The following is a 16853-nucleotide window of genomic DNA, read 5'->3' on the forward strand; positions in this document are numbered from 1 at the left end:
CGCACCCGGACCGTCACCCTCGGCAAACATGCCCACGGAAACCCCGTCGCCGATCGCCGGATCGCCGGATCGCCGGATCGCCGGATCGCCGGATCGCCGGATCGCCGGGCAGGAAACCCGAAGCATGGGCGACCAAACTCGGCAAATCGGATTATTTGCCGAGTTGCGCGGCATTCGGTCACGCGCCGCGCAGGGTCACCTGCCTGGGCCGGACGGCCAGCCCACACCGAGCCGGGACAGTGCACGCCGCGCGGCCGACTGGCACCTTCGGGTGAACCCGAAGGTGTTGCCGCCCGCCGGATGCCCGACGGCCGGCCGGCGAAGGCGCCTCAGTGCCAGGATCAGCGACGTCCCTCCCGATTCGGCGAAAGGCGGTGAGACGAGCGTGGGCAGACACCGCCGCGTCCAGCCCAGCCCCGGCGCGCGGTTGCGGCAGCCGATCCGCAGGGCGGCCGGGGTGGCCGGCACGACGATCGTGCTCACCGGCACCGTGACGCTGGCCGGAACGGTTGTGACCAGCCCGGCGGCCGTGGCCGCCACGCAGACCCGGGTGATGATCCTGGGTGACTCGATCACCCACCAGACCGCCGGGGACTACACCTGGCGTTACCGGCTCGCCCAGCACCTGAACCTCAGCGCGCCCGGCGCCGTCAACTTCGTCGGGGACCGTATCGACGTCTGGGACAACACCGCCAACACGGCCGGCTCGAACGACTACGTCGACGCCTGGTTCGACCGCGACCACCACGCCGTCTGGGGCGACGCCACCCGGACCGAGCGCGACGCCGTCGAGGGCCTGCTGCGCGCGACCCCCGCCGACGTGCTCATCGTGGCACTCGGCGCGAACGACCTCACCTACTTCTCGACCCCGCAGCAGGCCGCCGACGACATGCTGGCACTGATCAACAACGCGCGCCGGGTGAACCCCGACATCGACGTCGTCGTCGCCCAGGTCCTCGACCGCTCCGACTACGTCGGCGGGCGCGACCTGCAGGCCCAGGCCACCGCCTACAACACCCTGCTCGACCAGCAGGTCGGCAACTGGCAGACCTCGACGTCCAAGGTGGTCGTCGCGCGGGACTACGCCGCCTGGAACCCCTACCAGCACACCTGGGACGGGTCGCATCCGAACCCGACCGGCGACTTCGTGATCGCCAGCGCGGTCGCGAACGCCCTGGCACAGCTCGGGATCGGCACGACGTTCGGCCCGTTGTACGGCACCGTGCCGTGGCCCGGCACCGGCCGCGCGGTCACCGCCGTCGGGAAACCCGGCCAGCACACGCTGACCTGGGCGGCGACGCCCGGCGCGACCGCCTACCTCGTCGAGCAGCGGGTGCTCTCCTACGGTGAGCAGACGTTCTACCGGCTGCCGTACGCGCTGGCCGCGAAGCCCGGGACGAACACGTGGACGACCGGCACCCTGCCGGCCGGGCTGAGGATCGAGTACCGGGTCGTCCCGATCAAGGGCAACATGACCGGCCAGGCCGGCCCCTCCGGCACCGCCATCGCCCAGTAGCAACGCCACCGTCCGACGGCCGCACCGCACCACGCCGCACCGCACCGCGCCGCACCACGCCGCACCGCACCACGTCACGTCGCAGGGCACCCACCCACCCACAGAGCGCGCATTCCATCCAACCCGCAGTGTCCAGATCTGGGCACTGCGCCTCGCGCAAGGGCCAGCGCGGACCGGAACCGGTCAGCAATGAATACGTTCGGTGCGCCTCGCGGCACCCGGGTCCGCGCGCGCGGGTCTCGTACGATGTCACGGCTCGCCAAGCGACGGGTATCAGCCGGGCCGGGTTCGGTCCCGCTCCGAAGACCTTGTGGAGGTGGGCCACCGTGGCACGCGGACCGGTGAGTGCGGATCCGGGCGACGAGCAGCTGTCCGTACGTGGCCCGGCGGCCTCGGCCGCGGGGCTGCCCGCGGTCTCCCACGCGCTGGGGCAGGCCTGGAGCCAGATGGGCGTCCGGCGGACGGTGACCACGCTGCGGCTGCTCAACCAGACGTCCGGCTTCGACTGCCCGGGCTGCGCCTGGCCGGACCCGGACCACGAGCACCGCCACCTGGCCGAGTTCTGCGAGAACGGCGCGAAGGCGGTGGCCGAGGAGGCGACGCTGCGGCGGCTGACGCCGGAGTTCTTCGCCACCCACTCGCTGGCGGATCTCGCCGGCCGGTCGGGTTACTGGCTGGGCCAGCAGGGCCGGCTGACCGAGCCGATGTTCCGGCCGGCCGGTAGCGACCACTACCAGCCGATCGGCTGGGACGAGGCGTTCGGGATCATCGCCGCCGAGCTGACCGGGCTGACGAGCCCGGACGAGGCCGCCTTCTACACCTCCGGTCGGACCAGCAACGAGGCCGCGTTCGCCTACCAGCTGTTCGTCCGCGCGTTCGGGACGAACAACCTGCCGGACTGCTCGAACATGTGCCACGAGTCGTCCGGGGCCGCCCTCGTCGAGACGATCGGGATCGGGAAGGGCAGCGTCACCCTCGACGACCTGGAAAGCGCCGACCTGGTGCTCGTCGTCGGGCAGAACCCCGGGACGAACCATCCGCGGATGCTGACCTCGCTGGAGAAGGTCAAACGGAACGGCGGCAGCATCGTCGCGGTGAACCCGCTGCCGGAGCCGTCGCTGCTGCGCTTCCGCAACCCGCAGCGGCCCACCGGCGTCCTCGGCCGTGGCACCACCCTCGCCGACCAGTTCCTGCAGATCCGGCTGAACGGCGACCTGGCCCTGTTCCAGGCGGTGTCCCGCCGCCTGCTGGACGCGGAGGACGCGAACCCGGGCACCGTGCTCGACCACGACTTCCTCCGCGAGCACACCACCGGTTTCGAGGCCTTCGCGGCGCACCTGCGCACCCTGTCCGACGACGAGGTACGGGCGGCCACGGGCCTGACCGACGCCGAGATCGACGAGCTGACCCGCCGGGTGCTGGCCGCCGACAGGATCGTCGTGTGCTGGGCGATGGGCCTGACCCAGCACGCGAACTCGGTCGCCACCATCCGCGAGGTCGTCAACTTCCTGCTGCTGCGCGGCAACATCGGCCGGCCCGGCGCCGGGGTGTGCCCGGTGCGCGGGCACAGCAACGTGCAGGGCGACCGCACCATGGGCATCTGGGAGAAGATGCCGGACGCCTTCCTCGACGCGCTGGGCACCGAGTTCGCGTTCACCCCGCCCCGCCGGCACGGCTACGACGTCGTCGACACGATCCGCGCGATGCGCGACGGCCGGGTCGGGGTCTTCGTCGGGATGGGCGGCAACTTCGTGGCCGCCGCGCCCGACACCGCCGTCAGCGAGGCGGCGCTGCGCGGCTGCCGGCTCACCGTGCAGATCTCCACCAAGCTCAACCGGTCCCATGTGGTCACCGGCGAGCAGGCCCTCATCCTGCCCACGCTCGGCCGCACCGAGCTGGACGTCCAACCGGCCGGCCCGCAGTTCGTCACGGTCGAGGACTCCATGGGCGAGGTGCACGCCTCCCGCGGCACGCTCATGCCGGCCGGGCCGGCGCTGCGTTCCGAGGTCGCGATCGTCTGTGGGCTCGCCGCCGCCACCCTCGGGCCCACCACGCCGGTGGACTGGGCCGGCCTGGCCGCCGACTACCGACGCATCCGTGGCCACATCGCGGCCGTGATCCCCGGGTTCGCCGACTACGAGCGGCGGGTGGCCGAGCCCGGCGGGTTCCGGCTGCCCCACCCGCCGCGGGACGGCCGGCGTTTCCCGACGCCGTCCGGGCGTGCGGTGCTGACGGTGAACGCGCTGGAGGTGCTGCGCCCACCGCCCGGTCACCTGCTGCTGCAGACGATCCGCTCGCACGACCAGTACAACACCACCATCTACGGGCTCGACGACCGCTACCGCGGGGTTCGCCAGGGCCGGCGGGTCGTCTTCGTCCACGCCGACGACCTCACCGCCGCCGGGCTGTCCGACGGAGGCCGGGTGGACATCGTCAGTGTCTGGGCGGACGGCGTCGAACGCCGCGCCGAGGACTTCCGCCTCGTCGCCTACCCCACCGCCCGCGGCTGCGTCGCCGCCTACTTCCCCGAGACCAACGTCCTGGTCCCCCTGGACAGCACCGCGCGGCGCAGCAACACCCCCACCTCGAAATCCCTGGTCGTCCGGCTGGAGCCACGGCAGCCACGGCCGGCTCCTGCCCCGGCGCCGGCGCAGGATCCGGGGGCCTCGTGACCGCGCCCGCCGGCGCCCAGCACGGGGTGCTGCTGCTGTCCTGCCCGGACACGCCGGGCATCGTGCACGCCGTCGCCGAGCTGCTGCTGCACGAGAAGTGCACGATCGTGGCGAGCCACCAGTTCGGCAGCGCCGCCACCCGCACCTTCTACCTGCGGGTCGAGTTCGCCCACATCGACGGTTCCCGGCTCGACCTCGACGAGCTGCGGGCACGGATCGCACCGCTGGGCGCCCGGTTCGGGATGACCTGGCGGCTGGCCGACACCGCGCATCGCACCCGCACGGTCATCATGGTCAGCAGGTTCGCGCACTGCCTCAACGACCTGCTGTTCCGGACGTCGATCGGCGAGCTGAACCTCGACGTCGTCGCGGTCGTGTCCAACCACCCCGATCTCGGCGGCATCGCCCGCCATTTCGACGCCCCGTTCCGGCACCTCCCGGTCACGCCCGCCACCAGGGCCGAGGCGGAGGCCGACCTGCTCGACCTCGTCCGCGCCGAGCAGGTCGACCTGGTCGTGCTGGCCCGCTACATGCAGATCCTCTCCCCGCGCCTGTGCGGGCACCTCGCCGGCCGGGCGATCAACATCCACCATTCGATGCTGCCGAGCTTCAAGGGCGCGAAGCCCTACCACCAGGCCTACGCCCGCGGGGTGAAGTTCATCGGCGCGACCGCCCACTACGTGACCGAGGACCTCGACGAGGGCCCGATCATCGAGCAGGAGCTCATCCGGGTCGACCACACCCTCGACCCGGACCAGCTCGCCGCCCGCGGCCGCGAGGCGGAGACCCGGGCGCTGGCCCGCGCCGTGCGCTGGCACACCGAGAACCGCATCATCCTCAGCGACGGGAAGACCGTCATCCTGCACTGAGCCGTTTCGGCTCGGTGGTCAGGACTCGGAGCTGGTCAGGACTCGGCGTCGGTCAGGACTCGGAGCTGGCCAGCTCGCCCAGCAGGGCACGGGTGCGGGCGGCGTCCGGGCCGGAGAACGCGGCGGCGACGAAGTCGGTGACGCCGGCATCGCCGAACTCCTCGATCCGGGCGCGCACCGACTTCTCGTCACCGATCAGCGCGATGTCCGCCGGGCCGGTGACCCCCTCACGGTCGAGCATGGCCCGGTAGGACGGCAGCGTTCCGTACACCTTGAACTCACGGGCGGCCCGCTCCCGCGCGGCTTCGGTGTCGTCGGTGACAGCCACCGGCAGCATCGCCACGACCCGGGCCGGTGGCCGCCCGGCCTCGGACGCGGCCGTCTGCAGCGTCGGCACGATGTGGTCACGCACCGTGGACACGCCGGTCATCCACAGCACGGTGCCGTCGACCCGGGCGCCGGCCAGCCGCAGCATCTTCGGCCCGAGTGCCGCGACCAGCACCGGTACCCGGCCCACCCGGGGCGTGGTGAGGCCGGCGACGGCCCGTACCGTCTCGCGCCTGACGTCGACCGGCTCGCCGTCGAGCAGCGGCAGCAGCGCGTCCAGATAGTCGGAGAGGTGCCGCAGCGGGCGGTCGAAGCTGTAGCCGAGCATGTCCTCGATGACGATCCGGTGCGACAGCCCGATGCCCAGGGTGAGTCGCCCGCCCACCGCGAGTGCCGTGGTCAGCGTCTGCTGCGCGAGCGCCACCGGATGGCGCGGGAACGTCGGCACGACCGCCGTGCCGACCTCGATGCCGGGTACCTGGCTGCCGGCGACCGCCAGGGCGGTCAGTGCGTCCAGCCCGAAGATGTTCGACAACCACGCGGACTGCATACCGTTCGCCGCCGCGTCGGCGAGCTCGTCGCGCAGCCGCGTGAGCGCGCCCGGTCCGCGGGAATCCGTGAGGGTGATACCGATACGCATGATGACTCCGTCCGTCGCCGATCGTCTCGCCGTCGTGTCCGTGCCGGTTCCAGTTCCGTTCCCGATCGTCTCGCCACCCGCAGCACACAGCACACCAGCCACCCAAGATGCCGCGATAACCGCCGCCGACGCACCACTATGAGCCTTTTCAATCTTGGTTTGTCTGATTCTCCCGGCGGTTAAGGGTCACCAATTGACGAATTGAACGGGAACCGGCTCGGGCCGTTCCATCATCTGGCGACGGCAATAGTTGGTCGGGCGGCGGGCGGAGGGATGCCGTAAATAGAGAAGTCCCCGGTAGATCACAGGGTTCCTACTCCACTGTGCCCTTGACCGAGGACTTCCGTTGCTAACCTACCCCGGTGTCGTCGACCTGCCCGAGTCGACCCTGACCTTCCTCACGGGACTGCTGGCCGAGGACCGCGCCCAGCGCCGGACCTGGCGCAAGCTGCCCCCACGCGAGCAGGCACTCCTGGTGCTCGCCCACCTCCGCAAGGGTGAACGCTACGAGCACCTCGCCGAGGGCTTCCAGGTCAGCGTCGGCACCGTCCACAACTACATCCGCGAGGCCGTCGGCCTGCTCGCCACCCACGGCCGGACCCTGCTCGCCGCGGTCTGGACCTTCGCGTGGACCCAGAGCAACTTCCTCATCCTCGACGGCACCGTCGTGCGTACCAACCGTGTCCGTGCGCACAACAAGCTGTACTACTCGGGCAAGCACAAGTACCACGGCATCAACCTGCAGGGCCTCACCGACCCCTACGGTCGGCTGCTCTGGATCTCCGAAGGACTTCCCGGCTCCGTCCACGACCTCACCGCGGCCCGGATGCACGACGTCCTCCATCTGATCGACCGCTCGGGGCTCTACCTCTACGCGGACAAGGGCTACGTCGGCGGCGAGGGTGACCGCCTCCTCGTCCCGGTCAAGAAACCCAAGAACAGGGAACTCCCCGACCGCGACAAAGAGACCAACTGGACCCACGCCACCACCCGCTCGCAAGGCGAACGAGGATTCGCGGTCCTCAAGAACTGGCACATATTCGACCGTTTCCGCGGCTGCCCACGCCGCGTCGGCATCTTCGCCCAGGCCGTCCTCGTCCTCTCCAGTGAGGGCCTTTAGGAAAATCGACTTTGAAAAGGCTCTATGTACACGGTGCGCCCACATCGCTCCACAGGAGGCGCGCCCGGGGGCAGTTCACCCAAAGTATGATCCGGACGTCAGCGCGGGGTACGCCGTGATACCGAAAACGGCTTTCCACACAAAGCAATCGCGGGCGGAGACGGGGGGATTGTCGATGTTCCATGGACGCACCGGCGACGAGCTGCCCGCCGACGACCTGGGCGCTGACGACCTGGGCGCGCTCACCAGGACAATGGCCGACATCGAGTATCTCGCGCGCAGCGGTTCCGCGCTCGCGGCACAGGCCGAGGGCCAGTTCGTCGCCGCACCCGGTCTGGTCGAGCTCGCCGACACCGAGTGCCTCGACGGCCCGTCCGGCCTGCGGCCCTGGCTGGATGACCTGCGGGCCGCGCGAGAGGCCGGCCGCGACGAGAGGGACGTCGCCGCCGGCATCGCCGCCTGGCGGCTGCGGGCCGAGAGCACTCGCGAGATCGTGCAGACCATGGTCGACACCAACGACAGGGTCATCCGGGAGTCGACCGCGCTCATGAGCGAGCTGCGCCACCGCCTGGAGGGCTTCCAGGTCAAGGCGGGCCAGCTCGGCGTCGCCGAGGAACCGGAGCTGTTCCGGCTGCATGCCGCGGCGCAGGAGGCACTGGGTCGGCCACCGGTCGACCTGGGCCCGGCTGCCCGGCTGGTCGCGGAGTACGTCGCGGCCGTGAACCGGCACGGCCCGGACGCACCGGATGCGCCCGCCGGTCCCGGGGCGCGCTGATGCCCGACGCGCCCGCGACACTGCGCCATCCGCGCTGCCCGGTCTGCGGCACCACGCGCCAGCAGGAGGAGCCGTTCTGCCTCGGCTGCCGGTTCGAGTTCGCCACCGGCAACCCGCCCCGGCCCCCGCGCCCGCCGCAGCCGCCCCGGCTGGTTCCTTTCCGCAGAAGGCGCTGGGAGCTGCACATCGAGGCCGATCGCGGGTACTACGACTCGCTCAGGCAGGATCCGGTCTTTCCCACTCCCCCGCCACCGATCCACATCGCGCCGCTGCGGGCCGCGGTCGTCGTGCTGGGCTCGCGCCCGTCATCGCGTTTTCGCACCCAGGGGGTCGATCTCGTGAAGCCCCCGCCGGACCCGGGCATGTCGGCGTCCCACGCACAGCTCGACCTCCAGTACGACGGGCGGTACCTGCTGCATGACCTCGGCTCTCTCAACGGCATCCGGCTGCAGCCCGGCCACCCGAGGCTGGGCCGGGAGGAGTCCGTCTGGCTGCGCGACGGTGACCAGTTCTTCCTCGGTTCCTGGACCAGGGTGACCGTCCGCCACAGCTGGGATCCGCCGGCCCCGCCGAGCCCGGAGGGCAGCGAACGCCCCACCCGCGCCTGACACCGCGCGAGCCGCCGCGCCCTGGGTGGTTCAGGAAGGACCTCCTCTGCTATGACTCTCCGCACCAGGTCGAAACGATTTCGGGGGTTGGCGATGTCCGGGGGACCTCGGCCATGAGCAACGAGCCATCCGGCGTCGCCTGCGTCCGGCCGCGCTGCAACGGCAAGGGGATCATCGGGCCGCGTGGGCGTTGCACCGTCTGCGGGCACCCGCCGGAGCGGCAGCGCGAAACCAGAGGCGACCGGCCACCGCCCCACGATCGGTGGGAAGCCCCGATCGACCGGACCCGGCCGCCGTCGGTGGCGAACGACTCGGCCTCCGGCCCACCGCCGGTCATCTCGGACGAACGGGTTCCGCCGGATGACTGGCGATGCGAGGGATGCGGCCACAGTCTCGGCGCCGCCGCGGTCGCCGACGGCCGCTGCCCCGGCTGCGGGCATCCCCTTTCCCCGGCTCCGACGACACTGGCGCTGCGCACCGACGACCTCGTGGAGGGCCGTTATCGGATCCTCGGCCGGATGGCCCGCGGCGGCCAGGGCTGGATCTACGCGGCGAAGGACGAGCGGTCCGGTATCTGGGTGGTCCTCAAGGGCCTGCTCGACACCGGGGACACCCAGGCGCGAATAGCCGCGGAACGCGAGCGCGTGTTCCTCACCGCCGTGGAGCACCCCGACATCGTCCGTATCCGCGATTTCGTCACGCACAACGGCGCGGAATACATCGTGATGGACTACGTCCGCGGCGATTCCCTGGAGAAAATGCGACGGGACCAGAACGGCCGGCTGGACCCGGCCGACGCGACACGTCACGTGCAGCAGCTGTTACCCGCGCTGCGCTACCTGCATGAACGCGGCCTGGTCTACTGCGACCTGAAACCCGAGAACGTCATGGTCAGGTCGGACGCCATCACGCTGATCGACCTGGGCGGAGCACGCCGGGCCGACGACCTGGTCTCGCCCTATCTGAGCACGCCGGGCTTCCGCGCACCCGAGATCGACGACGCACACGCCTCGGGCGGCACCGGTTCCGCGCCGCGGGCGTACCCGTCGGTCGCCTCGGACATCTACGCCGTCGGGCGGACCCTCGCCGTTCTTCTCCTCGGCACGGGCTGGGGCCTGACCGGCGAGCATCGGCACAGCCTCCCGGCCCGCGACGAGCACCAGGTGTTCCGCGACCACGAGTCGCTGCACCGGCTGCTGCTGCGAGCCACCGAGCAGGATCCGGCCGCCCGGTTCACCGACATCGCCGAGCTGGAGCACGAGGTGCTCGGCGTCACCCACGAGATCCTCGCCAGGCAGGGCTCCCGGCGGAAGATCGATCGCGCCCTGCCGCCGCCGCTGAGCCGCCGGTTCACCCCGATGCCCTACCTGACCGGCGAGGATGACGACCCCCCACCGGACGCCATCCTCCCCAGCCCGCAGGTCGATCCGGATGACCCGGCCGCCGCGGCGCTCGCCGCGATCCCGGCCGACGGTGATCCGTCCACCATCGCCCGGATGCTGGCGGAGCTCACGCCGATGACGGCGGAGGTACAGCTGCGGCGGGTGCGTTTCGAGCTCGACGCCGGTCGGCCGGGCAAGGCCCGCGACCTGCTCGAGGAGGTCGCCCGGGACGGTGGCGCCCGGGGCGGCCTGAACGACCCGTCGCGGCCGGCCGGCTGGCGGGTGGACTGGTACCGAGGTCTGGTGGCCCTCGCCGAGGGGAAGCCCGCGGACGCCGCGGAACCGTTCGACCGGGTCTTCTCCGCTGTTCCCGGGGAGCTCGCGCCCCGGCTGGCGCTGGCCGTCACCTACGAACGTGCCGGCGACCACGACCGCGCGGCCGAGTACTACGACGTCGTCTCCGTCGCGGATCGGTCGGCGATCGGTGCCGCCTTCGGGCTGGCCCGCTGCCGGTCGAAGCCCACCGACCGGATCGCCGCGTACGCCCGGGTGCCGGAGACGTCGCGTTTCCATCCCGAGGCCCGCGCCCGCATGGTCGAGTCACTCGTCACCTCGCTCACCGCCGAGCTGGACACCTCGACCCCACGCGACCGGTCGATGGAGCTGGCGGAGGAACGCCTGGACCGGGCCTGCCGGCTGCTCCGCAACGGCGAGCGGGAGATGACCGCGCCCCGGCGGCTCGGCCTGCGGCTGAGGATCTTCCGAGTCGCGAGTGCCCTGCTGGCCGCGGGCGCCCTCCCGGCGACGGGCACCGTTCTCGGCCACCCCTGTGATCCGGACAGTCTGCGCCTGGCGGTGGAGAAGACGCTGCTGGAGCTGGCCAGCCACACCGAGGACCGCCGCACCCGGGTTCGGCTCGTCGACGAGGCGAACCGGATCCGCCGCTGGACCTGGTACTGAGACCTGCGCGGTGCGCAGACCTGCACGCAAGGAAGGACCAACTTGATCACCTTCGAGGTCGCCGTCGCCCAGAACCAGTTCCTGCCGTCGGGTGAGACCGAGATCGACGCCATCGTGACCGTGCGGGCCCGCACGGACGGGGCCGCGGCCATCCCAGGGCAGCGGGCCATCGTGCTGATCATCGACGTCTCGAGCTCCATGGGAGCCGTGCCCGACCGGCAGATCGCCGCGAAGGCGGCGGCCCGGGCGGCGGTCGAGGCCCTCCCCGCCGGCACCCTCTTCGCCGTCATCGCGGGCAATCACCAGGCCGAGGCCGTCTTCCCGCCCACCGGCCTGGCCAGGGCCGACCCGGAGACCCGCGAGGCGGCGAGGTCGGCCATCCGCCGGCTCAGGTCCCAGGGCGGGACGGCGATGGACACCTGGCTGACCCGGGCCCGGGAGGTGTTCGACCAGCACCCGGAAGCGACGATCCGGCAGGCGGTCCTGCTCACCGACGGCTACAACGAGTCCCCCCGGGAGGAGCTCGAGGCGACGGTCAGCCACAGCGAAGGTCATTTCCGCTGCGACTGCCGGGGCATCGGAGTCGACTGGAAGGCCGAGGACCTGCTGTTGATCTCCGATCGGCTCCAGGGCACGTCCCTGGACACGCCCACCGGCGGCGACCTGCAGCGCGACTTCCGCGACCTGGTCACGGCGGCGGCGGACCGGGCGGCCAGCGCGGTACGGCTGCAGGTCTGGGTTCCCCTCGGCGCCCACATCCGGTACGTCAAGCAGGTCGCACCGACCATCCAGGCCCTGACCGGGGTGCCGGATCCCGACGACCCCCAGACGTTCGACTTCCCCATCGGCGACTGGGGCAACGAGCAGCGGGACTACCAGATCGGCATCGGCGGCCTGCAGGACCCGGGCGATGACGACGGCGGCGGCGACGCAAGCCTGGCCGGATGCGTCACGATCGTCCACGTCGGGCCGAGGTCCGGCGGTACGAGCGCCACGGCCACGAACACGGCCACGGACACCAGTGGCGAGATCTTCGCGCTGTGGACCGAGGACGCCGCCAGCTACTCGGTGGTGAACCGGGAGGTTGCCAGGTACGCGGGGCTGGTGGGGTACGGCGAGGCCGTTCGCCGCGGAGTCGCCGCGTACAGCGAGCACGACCTGGCGCTGGCCGCCGAGCACCTCGGCCGCGCGGTCCAGCTCGCGTACGAGGCGGGCGAGCAGAAGAGGATCGAGCAGCTGGAACGTGGGCTGCTCACCGTCATCGACGCCGCCGCCGGCAGGGTGCGGATCCGCGAGGACGTGAGCGCGCACAACCTCAACATCAACGAGCTGCGTTCGCGCTGGACCGTACCCATCGGCTGAACACCCGTCGACTGACGGCCACGCACAGGCGGGAAGGTCACCCCTCCGGCCAGGCGGGGTTCTGGGCCAGCGGGGTGACGATCTCTTCCGTGGGCTTCAACCAGGTCTGGTAGCTCGCCGTCCACGCCCCGCTGGTCATCATGTCCCGCAGGACGCCGTTGACGAACCGGACGAACTCCTCATCGCGCAACTTGTTCGCGTTCCGGTCATCGAGATGGCTGCGATGCAGCGCGACGCCGTAAGGCTCGGCCAGGTCGTCGCCCGCGGCGGTGACGCCGCCGGGGGGCAGATCCACATACTGGTCCCGTGCCTTCATTCCGGCGAGGATGATGTCGTCGGTCGCGACCCCGTCCGCCTCGCCCTGCTGCACCGCGACGAGGCAGTCGGCGGCGCGGGGGCGCAGGGTGATTGTCAGCGGCGGGTCGCCCGGGGCCAACGCACTGCGGGCCGCGTCCTCGAGCTTCTGCACAGAGGTCGCGCCCTCGGTCGAGCAGACCGTGTAGCCCGCGAAGTCGCGAAGCGTCGTGAAGCCAGCCTTCGCGGGAACCAGCAGGGCGAAGCGCGACTCGAAGTACACCCCGGAGAACAGGATGTTCTCCTTTTCCTTCCGTTCGCAGGTGATCGTGTAGGTCGCGACGACGATATCCACGCCTGAGTTCGGGTCCGCCAGGAGCCCGGCACGGTCCTTCGTCGTCACCGCGCGGAACCGGATCTTGCTTTTTCCCCCGCTACCGAACAGGGCGGTGGCGATGGCGCCGGCGATGTCGACGTCGAAGCCCTCCAGCGTGGGCTCCGTCCAGTTCATCGAGCCCGCGGGCGGAGCGTCGGTGACGATCGCGACGGTCAGGTCGCCCTTTCGCCAGATATCGTCCATGATCGAGCCGGGGCGGAAGGCTCCGGGCGAGGGCATCGACGCCGGCGGAGCCGGGCTCCAGCGAACGGGGTGCCCGTCCGCGCAGGGTTTCGCCGCGCCGGATCCGCCGCTGCCCGTGCCCGTGCCCGTGCCCGTAACCGTGATATCGGCTGTCCTGGTGGTGGTGGCGGCGGGCCGTGGCTCAATCGCCGCCGGGAATCTCGCACCGGTCGTCCCGCAGGCACCGAGCACGGCGGCGGCCACGACGACCACCAGCGCGGACACCCACCGACGGCGGGAGCGACCGCCACCACGTGCCCATCGGCCCCGGGGTGGAGCCGGGGCAGGGGTCGGAGCGCCAGTGGTGTTCACCGCTGGAACCGGTAGGTCTGCAGGCGGTGCCGCATCCCCATGTGGACGAGGATCGCCGCGAGGAACAGCATGCAGCCGGCGGCCCAGCCCAGGGCCGTCGGCACCGGCGATTTGGCGGCAGCCATATGCGCCTGGAATCTCCCGGTGCTGGCGCTGACCGCGGTCTCGAAACTGTTGTCGAGATCCGCGAAGGCCGTCGCGCCCTCGCCGACGGTCAGCCGCGCCGCTCTCAGGAACTCCGTGCCGGTTCCGGAGAGAGCTCTGGTGACCTCATCATGATTCCGCTGCCAGCGCGCGATGTTGCTCCTGATCTGGCTGACGGTCTCCGCCGGCAACTCCTCGACGGTCATGGCCTCGCTGAGGTCGGCGAGCGAGTTGTCCCAGTCGTCTTCGGAATCATCGTTGACGCCCAGCGACAGCACCGCCAGATTCTCGTCGGCGCGGGCCTGCGAGGCGAAGACCCGTGCCTGCGACAGTGTCGTCATCGGGACGTACCCTTCGTTCACACTGCTGCTCGCCCTGGATTCCTGGAGCAGAGCACTGGCACCGAACAGGCTGGCCGCCGCCAGCACACACCCGGTCGCGGCTACCAGCCGGATCTCGAAAACCCGGCGGCTGCGTCGGGAGTAATAGACCTGCAGCCCAAGCAGCACCGTCCCGCCGCCGGCGACCAACACGACGAGAAGCAGGTCGACACGGCCGTCGGTCGCGGTGCGGAAGTCCGCGTCGACCTCGTTCCCCGCGATCCCGATCAGGCTGTCGACCCGCGGGATGATCTCCTGCCGAGCCAGGTCGGAGGCCCTGCGGAGATACGCCTCCGCGGTCGAGCTTCCCGTCCGTACGTAGGCCTGGGCGGTGTTCACCAGGCCTACGTACTGTGGGATCAGCTCGCCCAGCGTTTTCAGCAGGGTGTCGGCGCACTCCCCCCTGACCGACGGGCCGCCGGTGGGGCAGCCCTCGACACCGAGCTGCCGCATCTCAACCACGCCAGCCGCGGCCGCCGTGATGTCACCGTTGGTCGTGGAACGGTCGGCCGCGGTGCCGTACGCGGCCCGTTTCTCCTCTGGCGTGTCGTGAACGGGGTCCGTCTGCGCCACGTGCGCGAACACCGACGCGGCCGCGGCCGCGTCGGCGCTCGACACCTTGCTGCGGACGAGCTGGGCCTCGATGACGACCTCACCGGCCCGGTTCCTGGCGTCGGCCAGCGCGTCGCCGCGCACGGACGCCGCGAAGATCATCGCGGTCCCGGCGACGAGCAGCCAGCCGACGACGAAAAGGGCGGTTCCGCGGAGCCGGATCGGTGTGTCGGCTCGGCTCCACCGGGAGACCACAGGGCTGGCCGCCGCCCCGGCGAGTGCCACGCGCTGCACAGAACTGGCCACAATCCGGGAATATATTCTCCGCGATGCGTCTGGTCCGCACCGCCACCGAAATAGGCCGTGTTCGCAGACATCTGTCCGCTGGATGCCGTCCTGACAACGGCCAGGAGAGCCTGCGAAGATTTCGGTGATCCGCGCAGTCGGCGGTGTTCCCCTCCGGGACCCGTGGTACGTCTGGCATATCCCTGGCTGGAGATCGCGGATCGCCAGTGTGACGACGGAGGAACGATCATGTGGCCGACGGGCCGGTGGGCAGCGCGGCGGGCCGGGCGGCGGCGCGGTCACGGTGGTGTGCGGTGATCTACGACCGGGAGCAGGTCGCCCGAGCGCTGCCGGACTACGTCCTCGGTGAGCATCTCGGCTCGGGAACGTTCGGGGCCGTGCTGGCCGCGCAGCACCGCGAGATGGACCGGCCGGTGGCGGTCAAGGTGCTGCCGGCCAAGACCCTGCGCGGCAACACCACCGACGAGGCCAAGCTGCTCGGTCAGCTCGACCATCCTCATGTGGTGCGGGTCCACGACGCGAGGCGGACCGACGACCTGTGCCTCGTGGTGATGGAGCTGCTGCCCGGCGGCACGCTGACCCAGCGACAGGTCGGCTTCGGGCCGACGCAGGTCTGCGCGGTCGGCCTCGCGGTGGCCGCGGCGCTGGCCTACATCCACCGGCCGGGCGGCCAGGCCCAGGGCCTGCTGCACCGCGACATCAAGCCCGACAACATCCTGTTCGCCGCGGACGGAACGCCGAAGGTCGGCGACTTCGGGATCGCGAAGCTCTTCGACGGATCGGGCGCCGCGGCCAGCGGGCTCGCCGGCACCCCGGCGTACATGGCGCCCGAGCAGTTCAACGGCGACCGACTGAGCCCGGCGACCGACCTGTACGCGCTGGCCACCGTGCTCTACCAGGCGCTCGCGGGCCGCGCCCCCTACGACGGGTCAAAGGAGTGGGGCCTGCTGCGCTATCAGAAGCGCAAGGACCCCCCACCGCCGCTGGACGACGTGCCCGCCCCCGTCGCCACGGTGATCATGCGGACGCTGGCGAGGTCCCCGGCCGACCGCTACGCCAGCGCCGCCGAGTTCTCCCTGGCCCTCGCCCGGGCCGGAGCCGAGGCCTTCGGCCCGGGCTGGCTCACCCGTGTCGGGCACCCGCTGCACCTCGACGACGCCGTCCGGGCCACCGCCGGATCCGGCGTCCCCGGCGGAACGGCCACGGACACCGCCGGCCAGCGGACCATCGTCACGCACGGCGGGCCGCGACGGCACCCCGAGCCCCGCGGCCCCCGCACCAGCCAGCCCGGCGGCACCCGCACCAGCCAGCAGCGGACCCGGCACGACGACCATCCGGAAGTCCTCGCCGCGGCGCACAGCGACGCCAGCGAGCTGAGCGACGTCGGCGACCACGAGGCCGCCCGCACCCTCGACGAGGACACGCTCGCCCGGCGCCTGCGCGTCCTCGGACCCGACCATCGCGACACCCTCGCCACGGCCCACAACCTCGCCGCCGACCTCGCCGCGCTCGGCGACCATCGCGGTGCCCGCGACCTCTACCTGGACACCTTCGCCCGGCGCCGCGCCATCCTCGGCCCCGCCGATGCCGGGACCCTCACCACGGCCTTCAACCTCGCGGTCGTGCTGAGCGCCCTCGACGAGCACGAGCACGCCCGCGATCTCGGCGAGGAAACCCTCAGGCTGCGGCGCGGCACGCTCGGCCCCGACCACGCCGACACCCTCGCCGCGGCCTTCAACCTCGCCGTCTACCTGGGCCGGCTCGGCCGCTACCAGGAGGCCCGCACGATCGGCGAGAACGTCTGGGCCGACCGCTGCCGGCTCCTCGGCGCCGGCCACCCCGACGTTCTGCGCACCGCGGCGGCGCTGCAGTGGTGGATCCACCAGGACCAGGCCGCCGCGCCAGAGCAGGCCGCCGCGCCTGCTCCGTGAGCTGATCGGGCCTCGCGCCGCCGCCACCGCCCGATCGGCGGCCACCCGACGCCGGCCGCACGGTCAGCGACAGCCCGGCCAGCG

At 71.6% G+C, this 16853-nt stretch carries 12 protein-coding genes; 9 read left to right on the forward strand and 3 right to left on the reverse strand.

Annotation, left to right across the window (positions count from 1 at the left end; translation table 11 throughout):
• Positions 1-385 precede the first annotated feature (385 nt).
• The 3 genes from ACG83_RS28555 to purU all read left to right on the forward strand — a co-directional run bounded on the left by ACG83_RS28555 (position 386) and on the right by purU (position 5057).
• Positions 386-1516: an SGNH/GDSL hydrolase family protein gene (locus ACG83_RS28555; protein ID WP_054569347.1), complete on the forward strand. Its 1131-nt coding sequence runs from the start codon at positions 386-388 to the stop codon at positions 1514-1516.
• 326 nt (positions 1517-1842) lie between these two features.
• Positions 1843-4188 (forward strand): FdhF/YdeP family oxidoreductase, encoded by a 2346-nt coding sequence (locus tag ACG83_RS28560; protein WP_054569348.1) that lies wholly within the window; start codon positions 1843-1845, stop codon positions 4186-4188.
• Positions 4185-5057: a formyltetrahydrofolate deformylase gene (gene purU, locus ACG83_RS28565; protein WP_054569349.1), complete on the forward strand. Its 873-nt coding sequence runs from the start codon at positions 4185-4187 to the stop codon at positions 5055-5057. Before ACG83_RS28560 ends, purU begins: the two co-directional genes overlap by 4 nt.
• A 52-nt stretch (positions 5058-5109) precedes the next feature.
• On the opposite strand, the gene ACG83_RS28570 is transcribed toward purU, so the two are convergent.
• Positions 5110-6024, reverse strand: a complete 915-nt coding sequence (locus tag ACG83_RS28570) for a TIGR03564 family F420-dependent LLM class oxidoreductase (protein ID WP_054569350.1) — start codon at positions 6022-6024, stop codon at positions 5110-5112.
• Positions 6025-6370: 346 nt separating this feature from the next.
• On the opposite strand from ACG83_RS28570, the gene ACG83_RS28575 reads away from it, so the two are divergent.
• From ACG83_RS28575 to ACG83_RS28595, 5 genes are all read left to right on the forward strand, one after another.
• Positions 6371-7144 carry an IS5/IS1182 family transposase gene (locus ACG83_RS28575; protein WP_054564425.1) on the forward strand — a complete coding sequence of 258 codons (774 nt, stop codon included), beginning with the start codon at positions 6371-6373 and terminating at the stop codon, positions 7142-7144.
• Between the two features lie 175 nt (positions 7145-7319).
• On the forward strand, positions 7320-7919 hold the full coding sequence (locus ACG83_RS28580; protein WP_054569351.1) for a hypothetical protein: 600 nt from the start codon (positions 7320-7322) through the stop codon (positions 7917-7919).
• Positions 7919-8527 carry an FHA domain-containing protein gene (locus tag ACG83_RS28585; protein WP_054569352.1) on the forward strand — a complete coding sequence of 203 codons (609 nt, stop codon included), beginning with the start codon at positions 7919-7921 and terminating at the stop codon, positions 8525-8527. Before ACG83_RS28580 ends, ACG83_RS28585 begins: the two co-directional genes overlap by 1 nt.
• 113 nt (positions 8528-8640) lie before the next feature.
• Positions 8641-10869, forward strand: coding sequence for a serine/threonine protein kinase (locus tag ACG83_RS28590; protein ID WP_054569353.1), 2229 nt, complete (start codon positions 8641-8643; stop codon positions 10867-10869).
• 42 nt (positions 10870-10911) lie between these two features.
• Entirely contained in the window at positions 10912-12231 is a 1320-nt protein-coding gene (locus tag ACG83_RS28595) for a VWA domain-containing protein (protein WP_054569354.1), read from the forward strand.
• A 37-nt stretch (positions 12232-12268) separates the two neighbouring features.
• Here the strand turns inward: ACG83_RS28595 and ACG83_RS28600 are convergent, their stop codons facing one another.
• Both ACG83_RS28600 and ACG83_RS28605 read right to left on the reverse strand, forming a co-directional pair.
• The gene (locus ACG83_RS28600; protein ID WP_054569355.1) at positions 12269-13369 is read right to left on the reverse strand and encodes a transporter substrate-binding domain-containing protein; all 1101 of its coding nucleotides are present in this window, start codon (positions 13367-13369) and stop codon (positions 12269-12271) included.
• A gap of 83 nt (positions 13370-13452) precedes the next feature.
• On the reverse strand, positions 13453-14826 hold the full coding sequence (locus ACG83_RS28605) for a hypothetical protein (protein WP_054569356.1): 1374 nt from the start codon (positions 14824-14826) through the stop codon (positions 13453-13455).
• Between the two features lie 242 nt (positions 14827-15068).
• Here ACG83_RS28605 and ACG83_RS28610 point away from each other — a divergent pair, with 242 nt between their 5' ends.
• Entirely contained in the window at positions 15069-16769 is a 1701-nt protein-coding gene (locus ACG83_RS28610) for a tetratricopeptide repeat protein (protein WP_054569357.1), read from the forward strand.
• Positions 16770-16853: the final 84 nt, after the last annotated feature.

This window comes from Frankia sp. R43, assembly GCF_001306465.1.
Classification (GTDB): domain Bacteria; phylum Actinomycetota; class Actinomycetes; order Frankiales; family Frankiaceae; genus Parafrankia; species Parafrankia irregularis.